This is a genomic window from Achromobacter colocynthidis (assembly GCF_057334535.1).
This window is the reverse complement of record NZ_JBHFIZ010000005.1, coordinates 66,704-84,679: the sequence shown is the minus strand read 5'-3', so window position 1 is coordinate 84,679 and position 17,976 is coordinate 66,704. Positions and strand designations below refer to the sequence as shown.

Annotated in this window: 13 protein-coding genes; 5 read left to right on the top strand and 8 right to left on the bottom strand. The window is 64.8% G+C overall.

Annotation, left to right across the window (positions count from 1 at the left end):
• Positions 1-24: 24 nt before the first annotated feature.
• The 4 genes from coaBC to ACE04A_RS02130 form a co-directional block, all read right to left on the bottom strand.
• On the bottom strand, positions 25-1,221 hold the full coding sequence (gene coaBC / locus ACE04A_RS02145; protein WP_259246273.1) for a bifunctional phosphopantothenoylcysteine decarboxylase/phosphopantothenate--cysteine ligase CoaBC: 1,197 nt from the start codon (positions 1,219-1,221) through the stop codon (positions 25-27).
• 163 nt (positions 1,222-1,384) lie between these two features.
• A complete protein-coding gene (gene lspA / locus ACE04A_RS02140) occupies positions 1,385-1,918 on the bottom strand; it encodes a signal peptidase II (protein ID WP_279996337.1) in 534 nt (177 codons plus the stop codon).
• A 2-nt stretch (positions 1,919-1,920) separates the two neighbouring features.
• Complete coding sequence (gene ileS / locus ACE04A_RS02135; protein WP_485819820.1) at positions 1,921-4,782, bottom strand: isoleucine--tRNA ligase; 2,862 nt, start codon at positions 4,780-4,782, stop codon at positions 1,921-1,923.
• Positions 4,772-5,737: a bifunctional riboflavin kinase/FAD synthetase gene (locus ACE04A_RS02130; RefSeq protein WP_050445250.1), complete on the bottom strand. Its 966-nt coding sequence runs from the start codon at positions 5,735-5,737 to the stop codon at positions 4,772-4,774. Before ACE04A_RS02130 ends, ileS begins: the two co-directional genes overlap by 11 nt.
• A 165-nt stretch (positions 5,738-5,902) precedes the next feature.
• Between ACE04A_RS02130 and purN the strand changes: the two genes are divergently transcribed.
• Both purN and ACE04A_RS02120 read left to right on the top strand, forming a co-directional pair.
• The gene (gene purN / locus ACE04A_RS02125) at positions 5,903-6,568 is read left to right on the top strand and encodes a phosphoribosylglycinamide formyltransferase (RefSeq protein ID WP_279996335.1); all 666 of its coding nucleotides are present in this window, start codon (positions 5,903-5,905) and stop codon (positions 6,566-6,568) included.
• Positions 6,569-7,970: 1,402 nt separating this feature from the next.
• Positions 7,971-9,428, top strand: coding sequence for an RsmB/NOP family class I SAM-dependent RNA methyltransferase (locus ACE04A_RS02120; RefSeq protein WP_448716124.1), 1,458 nt, complete (start codon positions 7,971-7,973; stop codon positions 9,426-9,428).
• A 25-nt stretch (positions 9,429-9,453) separates the two neighbouring features.
• On the opposite strand, the gene ACE04A_RS02115 is transcribed toward ACE04A_RS02120, so the two are convergent.
• Positions 9,454-9,777: a hypothetical protein gene (locus ACE04A_RS02115; protein ID WP_424917699.1), complete on the bottom strand. Its 324-nt coding sequence runs from the start codon at positions 9,775-9,777 to the stop codon at positions 9,454-9,456.
• Positions 9,778-10,234: 457 nt separating this feature from the next.
• Between ACE04A_RS02115 and ACE04A_RS02110 the strand changes: the two genes are divergently transcribed.
• From ACE04A_RS02110 to ACE04A_RS02100, 3 genes are read left to right on the top strand one after another with little or no spacing between them, the layout of a single operon-like run.
• Positions 10,235-11,443 carry a DesA family fatty acid desaturase gene (locus ACE04A_RS02110; protein ID WP_050445253.1) on the top strand — a complete coding sequence of 403 codons (1,209 nt, stop codon included), beginning with the start codon at positions 10,235-10,237 and terminating at the stop codon, positions 11,441-11,443.
• A complete protein-coding gene (locus ACE04A_RS02105; protein ID WP_100856324.1) occupies positions 11,440-13,734 on the top strand; it encodes a UvrD-helicase domain-containing protein in 2,295 nt (764 codons plus the stop codon). Before ACE04A_RS02110 ends, ACE04A_RS02105 begins: the two co-directional genes overlap by 4 nt.
• A gap of 2 nt (positions 13,735-13,736) precedes the next feature.
• The gene (locus tag ACE04A_RS02100) at positions 13,737-14,042 is read left to right on the top strand and encodes a chorismate mutase (RefSeq protein ID WP_259246280.1); all 306 of its coding nucleotides are present in this window, start codon (positions 13,737-13,739) and stop codon (positions 14,040-14,042) included.
• A 44-nt stretch (positions 14,043-14,086) separates the two neighbouring features.
• Here the strand turns inward: ACE04A_RS02100 and ACE04A_RS02095 are convergent, their stop codons facing one another.
• The 3 genes from ACE04A_RS02095 to dapE all read right to left on the bottom strand — a co-directional run.
• Positions 14,087-16,021 carry an ABC-F family ATP-binding cassette domain-containing protein gene (locus ACE04A_RS02095; protein WP_448715973.1) on the bottom strand — a complete coding sequence of 645 codons (1,935 nt, stop codon included), beginning with the start codon at positions 16,019-16,021 and terminating at the stop codon, positions 14,087-14,089.
• On the bottom strand, positions 16,018-16,914 hold the full coding sequence (prmB, locus tag ACE04A_RS02090) for a 50S ribosomal protein L3 N(5)-glutamine methyltransferase (RefSeq protein ID WP_100856318.1): 897 nt from the start codon (positions 16,912-16,914) through the stop codon (positions 16,018-16,020). Before prmB ends, ACE04A_RS02095 begins: the two co-directional genes overlap by 4 nt.
• An 89-nt stretch (positions 16,915-17,003) precedes the next feature.
• Positions 17,004-17,976 (bottom strand): succinyl-diaminopimelate desuccinylase (gene dapE / locus ACE04A_RS02085; protein ID WP_485819819.1); only part of this gene is annotated, 973 nt, incomplete at its 5' end.

Sequence of the window (17,976 nt, the reverse complement as noted above, 5' to 3'; positions counted from 1 at the left end):
ACAAACGCCCGGGCTTAAACGAAATCAGGCCGGAAAGCGTGCTGCGATTTCCGCGATCAGGCGGCGTGCGGCTTCCAGCTTGTCGCCCGCCGGCAGCGGGTGCGCGCCTTGCTCGTCGAACAGCACCAGTTCGGTGGTGTCCGCGTCCATGACCTTGTGCGCCAGGTTACCCACCAGCAGCGGGATGCCCTTGCGCTGGCGCTTGGCTTCGGCGTGCTCGGCCAGTTTTTCGGTTTCGGCCGCGAAGCCGACGCACCACGGGCCGTTTTCCAGCTTGGCCACTTCGGCCAGGATGTCCGGATTCGGTTCGAATTCCATCAGCGGCGCGCCGCCGCCTTCGCTTGTCTTCTTCAGCTTTTGCGTGCTGACATTCTTTACGCGCCAGTCGGCCACGGCGGCCACGGCAATGAAGATGTCGGCATCGGCCGCGCTGGCCATCACGGCGTCATGCATCTGGCGCGCGGTCATGACCGACAGCGCCGTCACGCCGCGCGGCACGGGCAGGAAGGTGGCGCCGGTGATCAAGGTTACGCGCGCACCGGCTTCGCGCGCGGCGCGGGCCAGGGCGTAGCCGGTCTTGCCCGACGAACGGTTGCTGAGCACGCGCACCGGGTCAACCGGTTCGGACGTGGGGCCGGCGGTCAGCAACACGTGGCGACCCGCCAGCAGCTTGGGCTGGAAAAATGCAATCAGGTCGCTCAGCAGCTCATGCGATTCCAGCATGCGGCCGTCGCCGGTTTCACCGCAAGCCTGTTCGCCGGCCGACGGGCCCAGCACGCTGATGCCGTCCGCGCGCAGTTGTTCAACATTGCGCTGGGTAGCCGGGTTGGCCCACATCTCGCGGTTCATGGCAGGGGCCACCAGCAAGGGGCAGGCGCGCGCCAGGCACAGCGTGGACAGCAGGTCGTCGGCCATGCCGTGCGCCAGCTTGGCCATGAAGTCGGCGCTGGCGGGCGCAATCAGCACCGCGTCGGCACCGCGCGTCAGGTCGATGTGCGCCATGTTGTTGGGCACGCGCGCATCCCAGGCGTCCACGAATACCGGCCGGCCCGACAGGGCTTGCATCGTCACGGGCGTGATGAAGTGCGTGGCCGCCTCGGTCATCACCACGTCGACGGTGGCGCCTTGTTCGGTCATGCGCCGCACCAGCTCGGCGATTTTGTAGCAGGCGATGCCCCCGGTCAGACCGAGGACGATGCGTTTGCGGGCGAGATCGAGCATGAGGGCGGGGCGGCGGGTTCAGCGCCGTGAAAACGAGGAATGGAGGGTGATTTTATTCTGCATTGCGGCATTGCGCCGTTCGCCATGCATTCAGGGGGTATCAAACAGGGCAAAAGCCAGGGGGAGGGGATGGCCGGGGCAGGACTGCCCCGGCGCGAAGTCGTCAAGCCTGCGGCTTCTTGCGGGCGCGCAAAAGCTCGTCCAGCACCAGCAGCACGGCGCCGCAACTGATGCCCACGTCCGCCAGGTTGAAGGCGGGAAAGTAGGACTCGTTCCAGTAGAACAGCAGGAAGTCCACTACGTGGCCATAGGCCACGCGGTCGATGACGTTGCCGACGGCGCCGCCCAGAATCAGCGTCAGCGCCAGGCTGAAGCGCGGTTGGCCATGCGTGCGCCGCAGGATGATCGTGATGACCACGGCCGCCACGATTCCCAAGCCGGTGAACAGCCAACGCTGCCAGCCTTCTTCGGACGCCAGGAAGCTGAACGCGGCCCCCCGGTTGTACATCAGCGTGAAGTCGAACACCGGCAGCACGTTGACGCGCTCGCCATATTGGAACGAGGTGTTGAAGTACACCTTGGTCAATTGGTCCAGCACGATGATCAGCAAGGCCAGCGCCAGCCAGCCGCCCACGCGCGCCTGGGCGGCGCGGGCGGGCGCCGTGCCCGTCACTCCCGAATCGGAGGGGCGGGCCATGCTCACGCCTTGTCGCGGGCTTCGCCCGAGCCGAACAGGTTGGACACGCAGCGGCCGCAGATCTCGGGATGGTCCGCGTCCTGGCCCACGTCAAGGCGCCAGTGCCAGCAGCGTTCGCACTTCTTGTGCGTCGACGGCGTGACTTCGATGCGGGTGTCGCCTTCGCCCGCATGCACGGTGGCACGCGACACGATCAGCACGAAGCGCAGGTCGTCGCCCAGGCTGGCCAGCAATTGCTGGTCGTCGCCGCTGGCGTAAAGATCCACTTCGGCTTGCAACGACGAACCGATGTCGCCCGCCGTGCGCACTTCTTCCAGCTTGCGCTGGACCTCGGCGCGGATGGCGCGCAGGCGCGACCACTTGGCCGACAGCGCATCGGCATCGGCAAACGGCGGCAGCGCGTGATAGACCTCGGTGAAGATCGTCGTGCGGGCGGCATCGGCCTGGTGCTTGAGCGCCGAGCCCACCAGTTCCTTCCAGGCTTCTTCGGCCGTGAAGGACAGGATAGGCGCCATCAGCTTGAGCAGCGTCTGCGTGATGTCCAGCAGCGCGGTCTGCGCCGAGCGGCGCGCCACGCTATTGGGCGCCGACGTGTACAGGCGGTCTTTCAGGATATCCAGGTAGAAGGCGCCCAGGTCTTCCGAGCAGAACGTCTGCAAGCGCGAGACCGCCGGGTGGAAGTCGTAGCGTTCGTAGTTGGCCTGCACTTCCGACTGCATCTGCGCCGTCATCGCCAGCGCGTAGCGGTCGATTTCGAACAGATCGCCATACGGCACGGCCTGCGACACCGCGTCGAAGTCGGCCACGTTGGCCAACAGGAAGCGCAGCGTGTTGCGGATACGGCGGTAGCCTTCGACCACGCGCTTCAGGATTTCGTCCGAGATGGAAAGTTCGCCCGAGTAGTCGGTGGAGGCGACCCACAAGCGCAGGATTTCCGCGCCCAGCGAGTCCGACACCTTTTGGGGCGCAATCACGTTGCCCACCGACTTGCTCATCTTGCGGCCTTGGCCATCCACCACGAAGCCGTGCGTCAGCAGCGCTTTGTAGGGCGGCTGGCCGTACAGCATGCAGCCGGTCAGCAGCGACGAATGGAACCAGCCGCGATGTTGGTCCGAGCCTTCCAGGTACAGGTCGGCGGGCCAGCCGAGTTCAGCGCCATGCGAGCCGGCGAAGTCGCCATCCTTGCCGCCCAGCACCGTTGCGTGCGTGCTGCCGGAATCGAACCAGACGTCCAGCGTGTCGCGGGTCTTTTCGTATTGGTCGGCTTCGTCGCCGAGCAGGTCGCGCGGTTCCAGCGCTTGCCAGGCTTCAATGCCGCCTTGCTCGACGCGCTGCGCCACCTGCTCCAGCAGTTCGGACGTGCGCGGATGCAGCTCGCCGGTTTCCTTGTGCACGAAGAAGGCCATCGGCACGCCCCATTGGCGCTGACGCGACAGGGTCCAATCCGGGCGGTTGGCGATCATGGCGTGCAAGCGGGCACGGCCCCAGGACGGGTAGAAGGCTGTGGCGTCGATACCGGCCAAGGCCGATTCGCGCAGGGTCGGGCCGCCGTCCTTGGGGGCCACGTCCATGCCGGCAAACCATTGGCTGGTGGCGCGGTAGATGATCGGCGTCTTGTGGCGCCAGCAGTGCATGTAGCTGTGCTTGTGCTTTTCGACGTGCATCAGCGCACCGGCTTCGGTCAGCGCTTCGACGATCTTCGGGTTGGCATCCCAGATGGACAGGCCGCCGAACAGCGCCAGGCTGTCCACGTACTTGCCGTCGCCCATGACGGGGCTGATGAAGTCGGTGTCTTTCATGCCGTGCGCCTTGCACGACATAAAGTCTTCAATGCCGTAGGCCGGGGCCGAGTGCACGACGCCCGTGCCCGAGTCTGCCGTGACGTAGTCGCCCAGGTAGATCGGTGCGCGGCGGTCGTAGGCGTCGTTGAACTGCGCCAGCGGATGGCGGAATTCGATTTCGGACAGCGCCTCGCCGGGGGCCGTGGCGATGATTTCGCCTTCCAGGTTCCACGACTTCAGGCAGGCTTCGACGCGGTCTTTCGCGACGAGCAGCAGCGGGCCGAACTTGGGCGCCGGCGACACACGCACCAGCGCGTATTCGATTTCCGGATGCACGTTCAGCGCCTGGTTGGACGGGATGGTCCAGGGCGTGGTGGTCCAGATGACGATGGCGCCGTCATCCACCGAGTCCAGCCCGAAGGCGGCGGCCAGCTTGGCCGGTTCAGCGAACGGGAAGGCGACGTCAACGGCGGGGTCGACGCGGTCGGCGTATTCGACTTCGGCTTCGGCCAAGGCGGAACCACAGTCAAAGCACCAGTTCACGGGTTTCAGGCCGCGAAACACGTAGCCCTTGTCCAGGATGCGGCCCAGCCCGCGGATCTCGTCGGCTTCATTGCTGAAGTTCATGGTCATGTACGGGCGATCCCATTCGCCCAGCACACCCAGTCGCTTGAAATCCTTGCGCTGGCGGTCGATCTGCTCAAGCGCGTAGGCGCGAGCCTTCGACTGCACTTCCGCCACGGGCAGGTGCTTGCCGAATTTCTTTTCGATCTGGATTTCGATCGGCATGCCGTGGCAGTCCCAGCCTGGCACGTAATGCGCGTCATAGCCGGCCATGTTGCGGCTCTTGACGATGATGTCCTTCAGGATTTTGTTGACCGCGTGGCCGATGTGGATGTCGCCGTTGGCATAGGGCGGGCCGTCATGCAGCACGAAACGGGGCCGGCCGCGGCTGGCTGCTCGGATCGCCTGGTAGACGTGGTTTTCCTCCCATTGCGAAATCCAGGCGGGCTCGCGCTTGGCAAGGTCGCCCCGCATGGGGAAGGGGGTATCGGGCAGGTTGAGGGTCTTTTTATAGTCCATGAACGGCAAAATAAGCGCGCGCGTTTCGCGCGTCTTCGGCGATGGCGGCAGTCAGGGAAGGGAGGTCAGGAAATTTTTCTTCGTCCCGCAGCTTGTGCAGGAATTCGACGCGTACGAGTTTACCGTAAGCATTGATCGTGTCTTCGAGCAGGTGTGACTCAAGGAGCACTCTGCCACGGTCTTCGACGGTTGGGCGCACACCCAGGCTGGCCACGGCGGGCAAGGGCCGGTCGGCCAGCCCATAGACCTGCACCACGTAGATGCCCGAGCGCGCGGCGCAGCGTTCGGCCACGCGCAGGTTCATGGTGGGGTAGCCCAGGGTGCGGCCCAGCTTCTGGCCGTGGATGACGTGGCCGCTGATATGGAAGGGATGGCCCAGCAGGTGGCGGGCGCGGTCCAGATCGCCCACGGCCAGCGCCGTGCGCACCTCGGAACTTGAAATGCGATGGCCCTGCTGGTCGGTCACGTCCGCTAGCGTCTGCACCTCGAAACCGTGGTGCATGCCAGCTTCGCGTAGCAGGTCGATGTCGCCGCTACGCTTGTGGCCAAAACGGAAGTCTTCGCCCACCAGCAGCCATTTGGTCTGCAGGCCCTGGACCAGCAGGTTTTCGATGAACGCATTGGCCGACATTTCAGCCAGCCGGGCGTTGAAGCGCTGCACCACCACCTGAGAGACGCCGTAGCGCGCCAGCGCCGACAGCTTGTCGCGCAAGCCCGAGACTCGGGTAGGCGCCAATTCGGGGCGTTGGTTCAGCGTGGCGAAATACTCTCGGGGATGCGGCTCGAACGTCATCACGGAAGGGGTAAGACCGCGCTCGCGGGCGGCCTGGCAGACGCGAGCCAGCATGGCTTGATGCCCGCGATGGACGCCGTCGAAATTGCCGATCGTCAGCGCGCAAGGAGCGCGCCGGTCGGGCGGAGGCAGGGATCGGTAGATACGCAGCGATGGTTTCACGAGCGAGAGTTTACAATTTTGGATTCCGGGTTTGTTCCAATCCCCTCCAATCATTCACGCGCCGACGGTTTTTATCGTGCTTGGATGAAGGCGGACAAGCCCGTTGCGCCACGCAAATCGCGTCCCTGTCGGGGCGCGTTGGGGGTAATTATTGGATTCTTTATCTTGCCGGACACACAAATTTCCAAGCGCCGCCTTGTCATCCTGATATCGGGGCGGGGCAGCAACATGCAGGCGCTGGCCGAAGCCTGCCGCAACGAGGGCTGGCCGGCCGATATCGCGGCCGTCATCGCCAGCCGGCCGGACGCCGGCGGCCTGGAGTGGGCCGCCGCCCAAGGCATTCCCACTGCGGCGCTGTATCACAAGGACTACCCCAGCCGCGAGGCTTTCGATGCCGCCCTGGCCGCCGAAATCGATCGCTATGCGCCTGATTACGTCATTCTGGCCGGTTTCATGCGGGTACTGACGCCTGGCTTCGTCAACCATTACGCCGGCCGCCTGGTCAATATCCACCCATCGCTGTTGCCGGCATTCCCTGGCCTGCATACGCATGCCCAAGCCTTGGCGACCGGCGTGCGCGTGCATGGCTGCACCGTGCATTTCGTGACCCCGGTCCTGGACCACGGCCCCATCATTGCCCAGGGCTGTGTGCCGGTTCTGGCTGGGGACACGCCGGAACTGCTGGCCAACCGCGTGCTGGCCGTGGAACATCAGGCTTTTCCGGCAGCCGTGCGCTGGTTGGCCGAAGGCCGGGTTACCCTGACAAACGACCACCGGGTGGACGTGCAGGGGGATCCCGCACGCCTTTTCACCTGGTCGCCGGCCGCCTGAGCGGCCCTGAATCGCTTTTACCGGGCGGAACTCCTCCGCCCCACTGGAACACACCATGACTAAACCCCAATCTCCGCGTTCTCGTCCGGCAGGCTCCCCGAGGGCCGCCTCCGAAGGGCGCGACGGTCGGTCCTTTTTTTCGCGTCCCAAGGGCGAAGCCCGCGAGGCGCCGGTGCGCGAACGCGCCGAACGAGGGCGTGAAGAGCGCCCCAGCCGCGATGCCGGCCGCCCGGCGCCCCGTCCGTCGTTTGACGCCCCGCGCGGCGAAGGTCGTGGCGAACGCGGCGGCTTCGGCGGCGACCGCCGCGAAGGCCAAGGCCAGGGACGCCCCGCGCCCCGTCCGTCCTACGACGCCCCGCGTGGTGAAAACCGTGGCGGCGAGCGTGGTTCCTACGGTTCGGAGCGCCGTGGCGGCCAGGGACAAGGCCAGGGTCAAGGTCAGGGCCGCCCGGATTCGCGCCCGTCGTATGGCAACGCCCCGCGTGGCGAGAACCGTGGCGGTGAACGCGGTTCCTATGGTTCTGAGCGTCGCGAAGGCTCGGGCCGCCCGGATTCGCGTCCGTCATATGGCAACGCACCGCGTGGTGACAGCCGTGGCGGCGAACGTGGTTCCTATGGCTCGGAGCGCCGTGAAGGTTCGGGTCGTCCGGATTCGCGCCCGTCGTACGGCAATGGCCCGCGTGGTGATAGCCGTGGCGGCGAACGCGGCTCCTATGGGTCGGAGCGCCGTGAAGGCTCGGGTCGTCCGGATTCGCGCCCGTCGTACGGCAATGGCCCGCGTGGTGATAGCCGTGGCGGCGAACGCGGCTCCTATGGGTCGGAGCGCCGTGAAGGCTCGGGTCGTCCGGATTCGCGCCCGTCGTACGGCAATGGCCCGCGTGGTGATAGCCGTGGCGGCGAACGCGGCTCCTATGGGTCGGAGCGCCGTGAAGGCTCGGGTCGTCCGGATTCGCGCCCGTCGTACGGCAATGGCCCGCGTGGTGATAGCCGTGGCGGCGAACGCGGCTCCTATGGGTCGGAGCGCCGTGAAGGCTCGGGTCGTCCGGATTCGCGCCCGTCGTACGGCAATGGCCCGCGTGGTGATAGCCGTGGCGGCGAACGCGGCTCCTATGGGTCGGAGCGCCGTGAAGGCTCGGGTCGTCCGGATTCGCGCCCGTCGTACGGCAATGGCCCGCGTGGTGAAAACCGTGGCGGTGATCGTGGTTCCTATGCTTCGGAGCGCCGCGAAAGCCAGGACCGTTCGGATTCGCGTCCGTCCTATGACGGCCCGCGCAGCGACGACCGTGGCGAACGCGGCCAATATGCTGGCCACCGTGGTGGCGATGCCCATCAGGGCAGTCGTGATCAGAACGCGCCAAAGCCGCAGTTCAATCGTCCCCGCCAGTCTTATGCGGCCATCCGCATCGACCAGGTCCAACGCGTCTTGGGCGAAATCCTGCAATGGACCTATCCGGCCGATGCCGCGCTGTCGCATTGGTTGCGTCACCACCCCAACCTGGGCGCGCGTGATCGCTCCGAGGTAGCCGAGGCCGTCTATGACGTGCTGCGCCACCTTCGCCGTTATCGCCAGTTCGGCGAGAGCGGCGTGGGTCCCGCATCGCGCCGCCTGGCCATCCTGGGCCTGAACGCGACGCTGGGTGCCGAGGCGCTGGAAGAGGGCATGGACGCCGCCGAAGCCGAATGGCTCAAGCGCGTGTCGCAGATTGACCTGGCAACCTTGCCGCGGGCCATTCGCGGCAGCATTCCCGATTGGCTGGACGAGCGCCTGGCGCTGATGGATAGCCCGGACACCCTCGTCGAAGCGCTGAACCGTCAGGCCAGCCTGGACCTGCGCGTCAATCCCCTCAAGGTCGAACGCGACGCCATGTTGACCGAGCTTCAGCAAAGCGCCGGCCGCTACGAACCCGTGGCGATGCCGTATTCGCCGTGGGGCATCCGCATGGAAGGGCGCCCTGCCATCAACCGCTGGCCGCAGTTCGAAAACGGCAGCATCGAAGTGCAGGACGAAGGCAGCCAGTTGCTGGCGCTGCTGGTCGCCCCGCGCCGTGGCGAAATGATCATCGATTTCTGCGCGGGCGCCGGCGGCAAGACGCTGCTGCTGGGCGCGTTGATGCGCTCCACCGGCCGCCTGTACGCCTTCGACGTCTCGGCCGCCCGTCTCGCGCGCGCCAAGCCCCGTTTCGCGCGTAGCGGCTTGTCGAACGTGGTGCCTGTCGTCATCGACAGCGAAAACGATTCCCGAGTGAAGCGCCTGGCCGGCAAGGCCCAGCGCGTGCTGGTCGATGCGCCGTGCAGCGGCATCGGCACCTTGCGCCGCAATCCGGATTTGAAGTGGCGTCAGCACCCCCAGGCGCTGGCTGAACTGGGGCAGTTGCAAGAGCGCATCCTGAACAGCGCCGCGCGTTGCGTGGCGCCGGGTGGACGTCTGGTCTATGCCACTTGCAGCCTGTTGGCGGAAGAAAACGAAGTGCAGGCCGAACGTTTTCTGGCCAGCCACCCCGATTTCGAACGCTTGGATGCGGCCGAGATCCTGGCCTCGCGCTGCGAAACGCTGAAGTTGGAAGGCCCGTATCTGCAATTGCGTCCCGACGTGCATGGCACCGACGGCTTTTTCGCGGCGGTGTTCGAGCGCAAAAAGAAGGGCGCGGCATCGGAGCCGGCAGCGGAAGGCGTAGCGGCTGACGCTGACCTGGCGGAAGACGACGGCCAGGACGTACTGGCGGAAACCGGGGGCGATGTCACGCCGGTCGACGCAGAAGCGGCTGAGGTCAAACCGGTGACGGAACCCGTGGCCGCTGCCGAGGCCAACACCGAGGCTGCCACCGAGGCCGATACCGACGCGCCAGGCAAGCCGGCCTGAGGCCTCCCCGCGTGGCGCGCGCCGGCTATTTGGCCGGCGTGACGCCCACCGTGGCGCTGTAACGGCGGGTGCCCAAGGTCTTGTTCTGGTATTTCACCTGCCAGGCCAGGGTATCCGAGCCTGGCTGGTCGGCGATATAGACCACCTGGGATACGGCTACCGACTTATAGGCGCAGCGGCCGGAATCGCTGGATTGCCCGCGAGTCTGCACGATGCTGGCCTTACCCAGGCGCGGCTTTTCCGTGATCACCACGTAGGGCGCCCGCAGCGCCAGGCAGTCCGACCCTCGAATTTCGTAGTACGACGCCAACACGGCCACGTCGCCCGACTTCATTGACTGGGCGGACACGGAGGCGTGTAGCGCCAGCGCAAGGAAGGCAAGGGCCGAAAACAATAAGGGACGGGTTTTTGTCGGTGACATCAGTGGGGCAAATGAGACAGTTCTGCGGCATTTTAGGGGTGAAATTTTGCCCGGTGCGTGTGCCCTGGGAAAAACAATCGCGGCAGAAGCCCCCTTACTCCCCCAGCCCCCTCGCTGACAGGAACTTTAATTGCTGGATATGGCCAAAACCAGGTGTCTTTGCGAATACCCCCATCTACCAGGGGTAGCCGGCCCAAAGCGCCGCATGTCCGCAAGGCTAGCCTCGCGATCTGCCCGAAGTGATCGCGAGCGTGGCTTTTTTTGCTCTAAAAGCAGGGCTTAGTCCTTGATTTCGCTCAAAAACTATTTTGAAACTACCTTGTCATAAGACGGCAAAGGTAAGCTAAACTTCAGGCACTTAACAAGCGAGGCTCATAACAGCTTTATGGATTACATCCTCTCCTTCATTGCCGGCGGTCTGACCCAAGCCACTTGGTGGCAGATTGTCGTTTTCACCTTGGTCGTGACGCACATCACGATTGTTGCGGTCACCGTCTTCCTCCATCGCAGCCAAGCGCACCGCGGTCTGGATCTCCATCCAGCCGTCATGCATTTCTTCCGCTTCTGGCTCTGGATGACGACCGGCATGGTCACCAAGGAATGGGTTGCCATTCACCGCAAGCACCACGCCAAGTGCGAAAAGGAAGGCGATCCTCACTCGCCCATGCTGTTCGGCATCTGGAAGGTGCTGTTCCGCGGCGCGGAGCTGTACCGCGAAGAATCGAACAACAAGGAAACCATGGCCAAGTTCGGCCACGGCACGCCTGACGACTGGCTCGAACGCAACGTCTACAGCAAGCACAGCTTGTGGGGCGTGTTGTCCATGCTTGCCATCGACGTTGCCCTGTTCGGCGCTGTCGGCGTCACGGTGTGGGCGGTTCAGATGGCCTGGATTCCCTTCTGGGCAGCCGGCGTCGTCAACGGTATCGGCCACTACTGGGGCTACCGCAACTACAACAGCCCGGACACCAGCACGAACGTGTTCCCCTGGGGCATCGTGATTGGCGGCGAAGAGCTGCACAACAATCACCACGCCCACGGCACGTCGGCCAAGTTCTCGGCCAAGTGGTACGAATTCGACATCGGTTGGGCCTACATCAACATCCTGAAGTTCTTTGGCCTGGCCAAGATCAAGAAGGTTGCGCCCAAGTTGAAGCTGGACGACACCCGCACCGGCATCGACCTGCGCACGCTGCAAGGCGTGATCACGCACCGCTACGAAGTCATGGCCCGCTATGCGGACGTGATCAAGAGCGCCGCTCGCGAAGAAATGAACAAGTTGAAGGCCTCGCGCCAGGAAGGCAACGCGGATTGCGGCTATACCAAGCTGCGTCAGGTGCGTAGTGCCCTCCACCGCAACGAGGACATCCTCCAGCCGGAAACCCTGGCTGCCGTGGACAGCGCCATTGCCCAGAACAAGTCGCTGTCGACGCTGGTGCAAATGCGTCGTGAACTCGGCCGCATCTGGGAAAGCTCCAGCGCCAGCAGCGAACAGCTTCTTCATGACCTGCAGGCCTGGTGCCAGCGCGCCCAGCAAAGCGGCATCGCCGGGCTCGAGCAATTTGCTCAACATCTGCGCCGCTACGCGGCATGATGCTAGAGAAGCTCAACCCTGAACAACGCGCCGCAGTAACGTTAGAACCGCAGCACGCCCTGGTCTTGGCCGGGGCGGGCAGCGGCAAGACCCGGGTACTCACTACCCGCATGGCCTGGCTGATTCAAACCGGCCAGGCCTCGCCTTTTGGGCTGCTGGCAGTCACGTTCACCAATAAGGCCGCCCGCGAAATGCTGGCGCGTATGTCGGCGATTTTGCCGATCGATACGCGCGGCTTGTGGATCGGCACTTTTCACGGCCTGTGCAACCGCATGCTGCGCGCGCATCACCGCGACGCCGGCTTGCCGCAAAGCTTCCAGATCCTGGATGTCACCGATCAGCTTGCCGCCATCAAGCGCCTGATGAAGGCCAATGGAGTCGACGATGAAAAGTACCCGCCGCGTGACGTGCAGCGCTTCATCAATGGTGCCAAGGAAGAAGGCCTTCGTCCGCAAGACGTCGAGGCCTACGATGCCCATCGCCGCCGCCTGATCGAGATCTATCAGCTTTACGAAGCCCAGTGCCAGCGCGAAGGCGTGGTCGACTTCGCCGAGCTGCTGCTGCGCGCCTATGAACTGCTGTCGCGCAATGCGCCGGTACGCGAGCATTACCAGCGCCGCTTCCGCCACATTCTGGTGGACGAGTTCCAGGACACCAACACGCTGCAATACAAGTGGCTGCGCCTGCTGGCCGGCGGTGGCGCGGCGATGTTCGCCGTGGGCGACGACGACCAGTCCATCTACGCCTTTCGCGGCGCGAACGTCGGCAACATGTCCGACTTCGAGCGCGACTACGCGCACGGCACCGTGATCCGCCTGGAACAGAACTACCGTTCGTTCGGCCACATTCTGGATTCCGCCAACGCGCTGATCGGCCACAACAGCGGCCGCCTGGGCAAGAACCTGTGGACGGACCAGGGCGAAGGCGAACCGGTGCGCGTCATCGAACAGCCTTCCGACGGCATGGAAGCCCAATGGATCGTGGACGAAATCCGTTCGCTCATCCATGACGGCAGCCTGCGCCGCGAGATCGCCGTGCTGTACCGCAGTAACGCGCAATCCCGCGTGATCGAGCACGCCATCTTCTCGGCCGGCATCCCGTACAAGGTGTATGGCGGCCTGCGCTTCTTCGAACGCCAGGAAATCAAGCACGCACTGGCATATTTGCGCTTGATGGCCAACCCGCACGACGACACCTCGTGGATGCGCGTCGTCAATTTCCCGACGCGCGGTATTGGTGCGCGCACGCTGGAGCAACTGGCCGACGCGGCCCGCGCGCACGACACCAGCCTGTACGGCGCGGTGGCGCTGGTGGGCGGCAAGGGCGGGTCCAACCTGGCCCAGTTTGCCCAACTGATCCATCGCCTGATCGAAGAAACGCGCGACCTTCCGCTGCCGGAAATGGTTGAGCACATGCTTGAGACCAGCGGCCTGAACGCCCATTACAAGGCGGAACGCGAAGGCGCCGAGCGGCTCGAAAACTTGAACGAACTGATCACGGCGGCTGCCGTGTTCGCGTCGGAAGAAAACTACGACGGCATGCCTGCCGGCGTGGTGCCCGAGCAGGCCGCCTCGTCGACGCTGATGCCCGGCGTGGTCGACGCGCCCATCGTGGCGTCCGACGGCTTGACCCCGCTTGCGGGCTTCCTGTCGCACGCCGCGCTGGAAGCCGGCGACAACCAGGCCCAACAAGGCCAGGACGCCGTCCAGCTCATGACGGTGCATGCCGCCAAGGGCCTGGAATTTGACGCGGTCTTCATCACTGGTCTGGAAGAAGGGCTGTTCCCGCACGAGAACAGCATCCTGGAACAGTCTGGCTTGGAAGAAGAGCGCCGCCTGATGTATGTGGCGATCACGCGCGCCCGGCAGCGTCTGTACATCAGCCTGGCGCAAAGCCGGATGCTGCATGGCCAGACGCGCTATGCGATGCGCTCGCGCTTCCTGGACGAAATTCCCGAAGAGCATCTGAAGTGGCTGTCCCCCAAGGCCGGCCTGGCGCCGCTCAGCAGCACGGGCGCGGGCTGGGGCGGAGGCAACCGTGGCGACGCATTCGGCCGCAAGGCCACCAATACCATTGCGCCGCGTCAACCTCGCGGCATTGCAAGCGGTGTCACGGTGGGCGACAAGCAGTATCGTGTGGGTCAGGGCGTGCATCACGCGCGGTTTGGCGATGGCACGATTATTGGCTTGAGCGGGGCCGGTCAGGACGCCCAGGCAGAAATCCAGTTTCGCGATGTGGGCGCCAAGACTTTGGCGCTGGGCATTGCGAAGCTTGATATTGTTCAGGGTTAAACATGGCCACGAATGAATCCCCAAAAGCCGAGCTGGCGTCGCTGCGTGCCGAGATCGATGAAATCGATCAGCAAATCATGCTGCTGCTCGGCGTGCGCTTCCGCTGCACGGACATGCTTGGCGAATTGAAGACCAATCACGGTATGGACCTGGTGGACCCTGTCAGGGAATCCCAGCAGGTCGAGCGCATCCGTCGTTTGGCCGAAGAAGCGGGCGTTCCGCCCGCCTTGGCCGAAACCATCCTGCGTGAAGTGATCGACACCGTGGTCGATAACCACACCCGCCTGCGCGAGCGCCCGTACTCGTAAACGGATGAGCGGGGGGGCTGTTGGCCCCCCCATTTTTTATTGCGTCAGGCTTCGCTTTGGTCGATTTCTTCCAGGGAACCCTGGATTTCCAGCCATTGCTCTTCAAGATCGTCCATGCGCTTGCCGTGTTCACCATGCTCGGCCATGACCTTCTGGCGTTCCGCGCGGCGCGCATCGGAATACAGGTCCGCGTCGGCGATGATGGCGTCCAGCGCGTGCAGCTTGGTGCGCAGTTTTTCCATCTCGGCCTCGACCTTGGCCAGCTTCGATTCCAGCGGCTTGCGCAGCGCCGACAGGCGTTGGCGCTGTTCGGCCTCGGCCCGGCGTTGCGCCTTGCGGTCCACGACGGGTTCGCTGCCTTCGGCGCTTTCGCGCGCGGCTTCCGCGCGTTCGCCGGCATTGCGGGCAGCCAGCCAATCCCGATAGTCTTCAAGGTCGCCGTCGAACTCGCGCACCGCGCCGTCCGCGACGATCCAGAAGCTGTCCACGGTGGTGCGCAGCAGGTGCCGGTCGTGTGACACCAGCAGCATGCTGCCGCCGAAGTCGGCCAGCGCGGCAGCCAGGGCCTCACGGGTTTCCACGTCCAAGTGGTTGCTGGGTTCGTCCAGCAGCAACAGGTTGGGCTTTTGCCAGACGATCAAGGACAACGCCAGGCGCGCCTTTTCGCCGCCTGACATCGGGCCGACCTTGCTGGTGACGGTGTCGCCGGAAAAGCCGAAACCGCCCAGGTAATTGCGTAGTTCCTGTTCGCGCGTTTCCGGCGCCAGGCGCGCCAGATGGGCGATAGGCGTGCTGTCCACGTCCAGCATATCCAGCTGATGCTGGTGAAAGTAGCCGATGGCCAAGCCGCGCGAGGCGCGGCGTTCGCCGGCTTGCACGGGGATTTCTTCCGCCAGGGTCTTGATCAGCGTGCTCTTGCCCGCGCCATTGGCGCCCAGCACCCCCACACGGCTGCCCGCGCGCACCATCAAGGTGACGTCGCGCAGGATGGGAATGGCATTGCCGTCCGCGTCCGTATAGCCGGCGGACAGGTGCTCCAGCGTCAGCAGCGGGTCGGGCACTTGGTCAGGCGAAGGGATGCGGATGTCGATGCCCGCTTCCGCATGCAGCGGCGCCAGCACCTGCATGCGCGCCAGCGCCTTGACCCGGCTTTGCGCCTGCTTGGCCTTGGACGCCTTGGCCTTGAAGCGGTCGATGAAACCTTGCAGACGCGCGGTTTCGCGGGTCTGGCGTTCGTAGGCAATGTTGGTCTGGCGCAGGCGCTCGGCGCGTTGCGTCAGGAAATCACCATAACCACCGCGATACCGCACCAGCTTGGCGTGGTCGAAATGCAGGATGGACTTGGCCACCGCGTCCAGGAACTCGGTGTCGTGGGAGATCAGCATGACGGTGCCCGGATAGGCGCCCAGCCATTTCTCCAGCCACAGCATCGCGTCCAGATCCAGGTGGTTGGTGGGCTCGTCCAGCAGCAGCAGTTCGGACGGCGCCATCAGCGCGCTGGCCAAGGCCAGGCGCATGCGCCAGCCGCCGGAAAAACTCTCGACCGGCAGCATCCATTCGCTGGGCTTGAAACCCAGGCCGGCCAGCAACTGTTCGGCGCGTGACGCGGCGCTCCAGGCGCCAGCTTCGATCAGCGCGGCTTCCACTTCGGCGATCTGCGTGCCTTGGTCGTCCGTGAGTTCAGCGCGGCGCGCCTGCAATTCGCGCAGGTGCGTGTCGCCGTCAATGACGAATTCGCGGGCAGGGCGGTCGTCGGCGTCCAGTTCCTGCTTGACGCTGGCGATACGCCATCCCGCGGGCAGGTTCACCGTGCCGGCGTCCAGGTCCAGCGCGCCGGTCAGCAGCGCGAACAGCGAGGACTTGCCCGCGCCGTTCTTGCCAACGATGCCAACGCGCTCGCCCGGGTGCACGACAAATTCAGCGCTATCCAGCAGCACTTTCGTGCCACGGCGCAGGGTCAATCCAGTAGCGCGTATCACAGGCTGAGTTGCTCTCGGGTAAGCAGCAGAAGCTGGTCCGACGCTTCTTCCGTATCCAGCCACACGGGCGACAACTGCGGGAAGGCGGCTTCGAAGAAGTCGCGCTCGTGGCCGATCTCCAGCACGATCACGCCGTCGGGCGTGAGGTACTGGGGAGCCGCCGCCAGAATGCGCCGCACGAGGTCCATGCCGTCCTCGCCGCCGGCCAGCGCCAGATGCGGTTCATGGCGGTATTCCTGCGGCAGCACATCCATGGAGCCGCTGTTCACATAAGGCGGATTGCAGATGATGACGTCGTACTGGCGCGCGGGCAGGGCGTCGAACAGATTGCTTTCGTGCAGGTCCAGCCGGTCTTGCAGACCGTAGTCGTCCACATTGCGGCGGGCCACTTGCAGCGCGTCGGCCGACACATCCACCGCATCCACGTGGGCGTAGGGGAAGGCCATGGCCGACAGGATGGCCAGGCAGCCCGAACCGGTGCACATGTCCAGCACGTTTTCCACGGCGGTCGCGTCCTGTACCCAGGGTGAAAGCCCTTGGTCCAGCAGTTCGGCGATGGGCGAGCGCGGCACGATGACGCGCTTGTCCACATAAAAGCGGTGACCGCGCAGCCAGGCTTCGTTGGTGAGGTAGGCGGCGGGCACGCGCTCGGTGACGCGGCGTTCCAGCAGGTCCAGCACGCGGTCGCGTTCTTCACGGACGACACGGGCATCCAGGAACGGTTCCAGCGTGTCCAGCGGCAGATGCAGGGCGTGCAGCGTCAGGTAGACCGCCTCGTCCCAGGCGTTGTCGCTGCCGTGTCCCAGCGCCACCTGGGCGCCATTCAGGCGCGACACCCCGTAGCGGATGAGGTCGCGCAGGGTGTGCAATTCTTGGCGGGCGGATTGATACATAACAGGCCTTTTGTTCCCGATTCAGCGTGCCGAACCGGGAAAAAACACCCCCCTCTGAAAGGGGGGCAGAGCGTCCGCGTAGCGGCGTTTTACTTGGGCAACAGCAGGTTTTCCAGCGTGCGCCGATAGATGTTCTTCAGCGGTTCCAACGAGGCCACTTCAACGCGTTCGTTGACCTTGTGGATCGTGGCATTGCCAGGACCGAACTCAATCACCTGCGGGCAGATCTTGGCGATGAAGCGGCCGTCGGACGTGCCACCGGTGGTGGACAGTTCGGCGGTGACGCCGGTTTCAGCGTGAATCGCCTGCACCAGCGCATCCGTCAACGAGCCGCGCGGGGTCAGGAACGGCTCGCCGCCCAAATCCCAGTCCAGGTCATATTCCAGGCCGTGCTTGTCCAGCACCGCATGCACGCGCGCCTTCAGGCTTTCCGGCGTGCTGGCCGTCGAGAATCGGAAGTTGAACAGCGCCACGGCTTCGCCCGGCACCACGTTGGTGGCGCCCGTGCCCGAATTCAGGTTCGACACCTGGAACGTCGTGGGCGGGAAGTACTCGTTGCCCTGGTCCCATTCGATGCTGACAATCTCGGCCAGCGCCGGCGCCAATTGGTGCACCGGGTTGCGTGCCAGGTGAGGGTACGCCACGTGGCCCTGGATGCCCTTTACCGTCAACTTGCCCGACAAGGAGCCACGGCGACCATTCTTGCAGGTGTCGCCCAGTACATCGCCGGAAGTCGGCTCGCCCACGATGCAGTAATCCAGCTTTTCGCCGCGCGCCTTCAGGGCGTCGCAAACGATGGCGGTACCGTCGATGGACGGACCTTCTTCGTCCGACGTGATCAACAGCGCGATGGAACCGCCATGCTGGGGGTGGGCCGCCACGAATTCTTCGGCTGCCACCACGAAGGCAGCGATCGAGCTTTTCATGTCGGCCGCCCCACGGCCGTACAGCCAGCCGTCGCGTTCGGTGGGTACGAACGGGTCGCTATCCCACTTTTCGCGCGGACCCGGAGGCACCACATCCGTGTGACCGGCAAACACGGTCAACGGCGCGGGGGGGCCG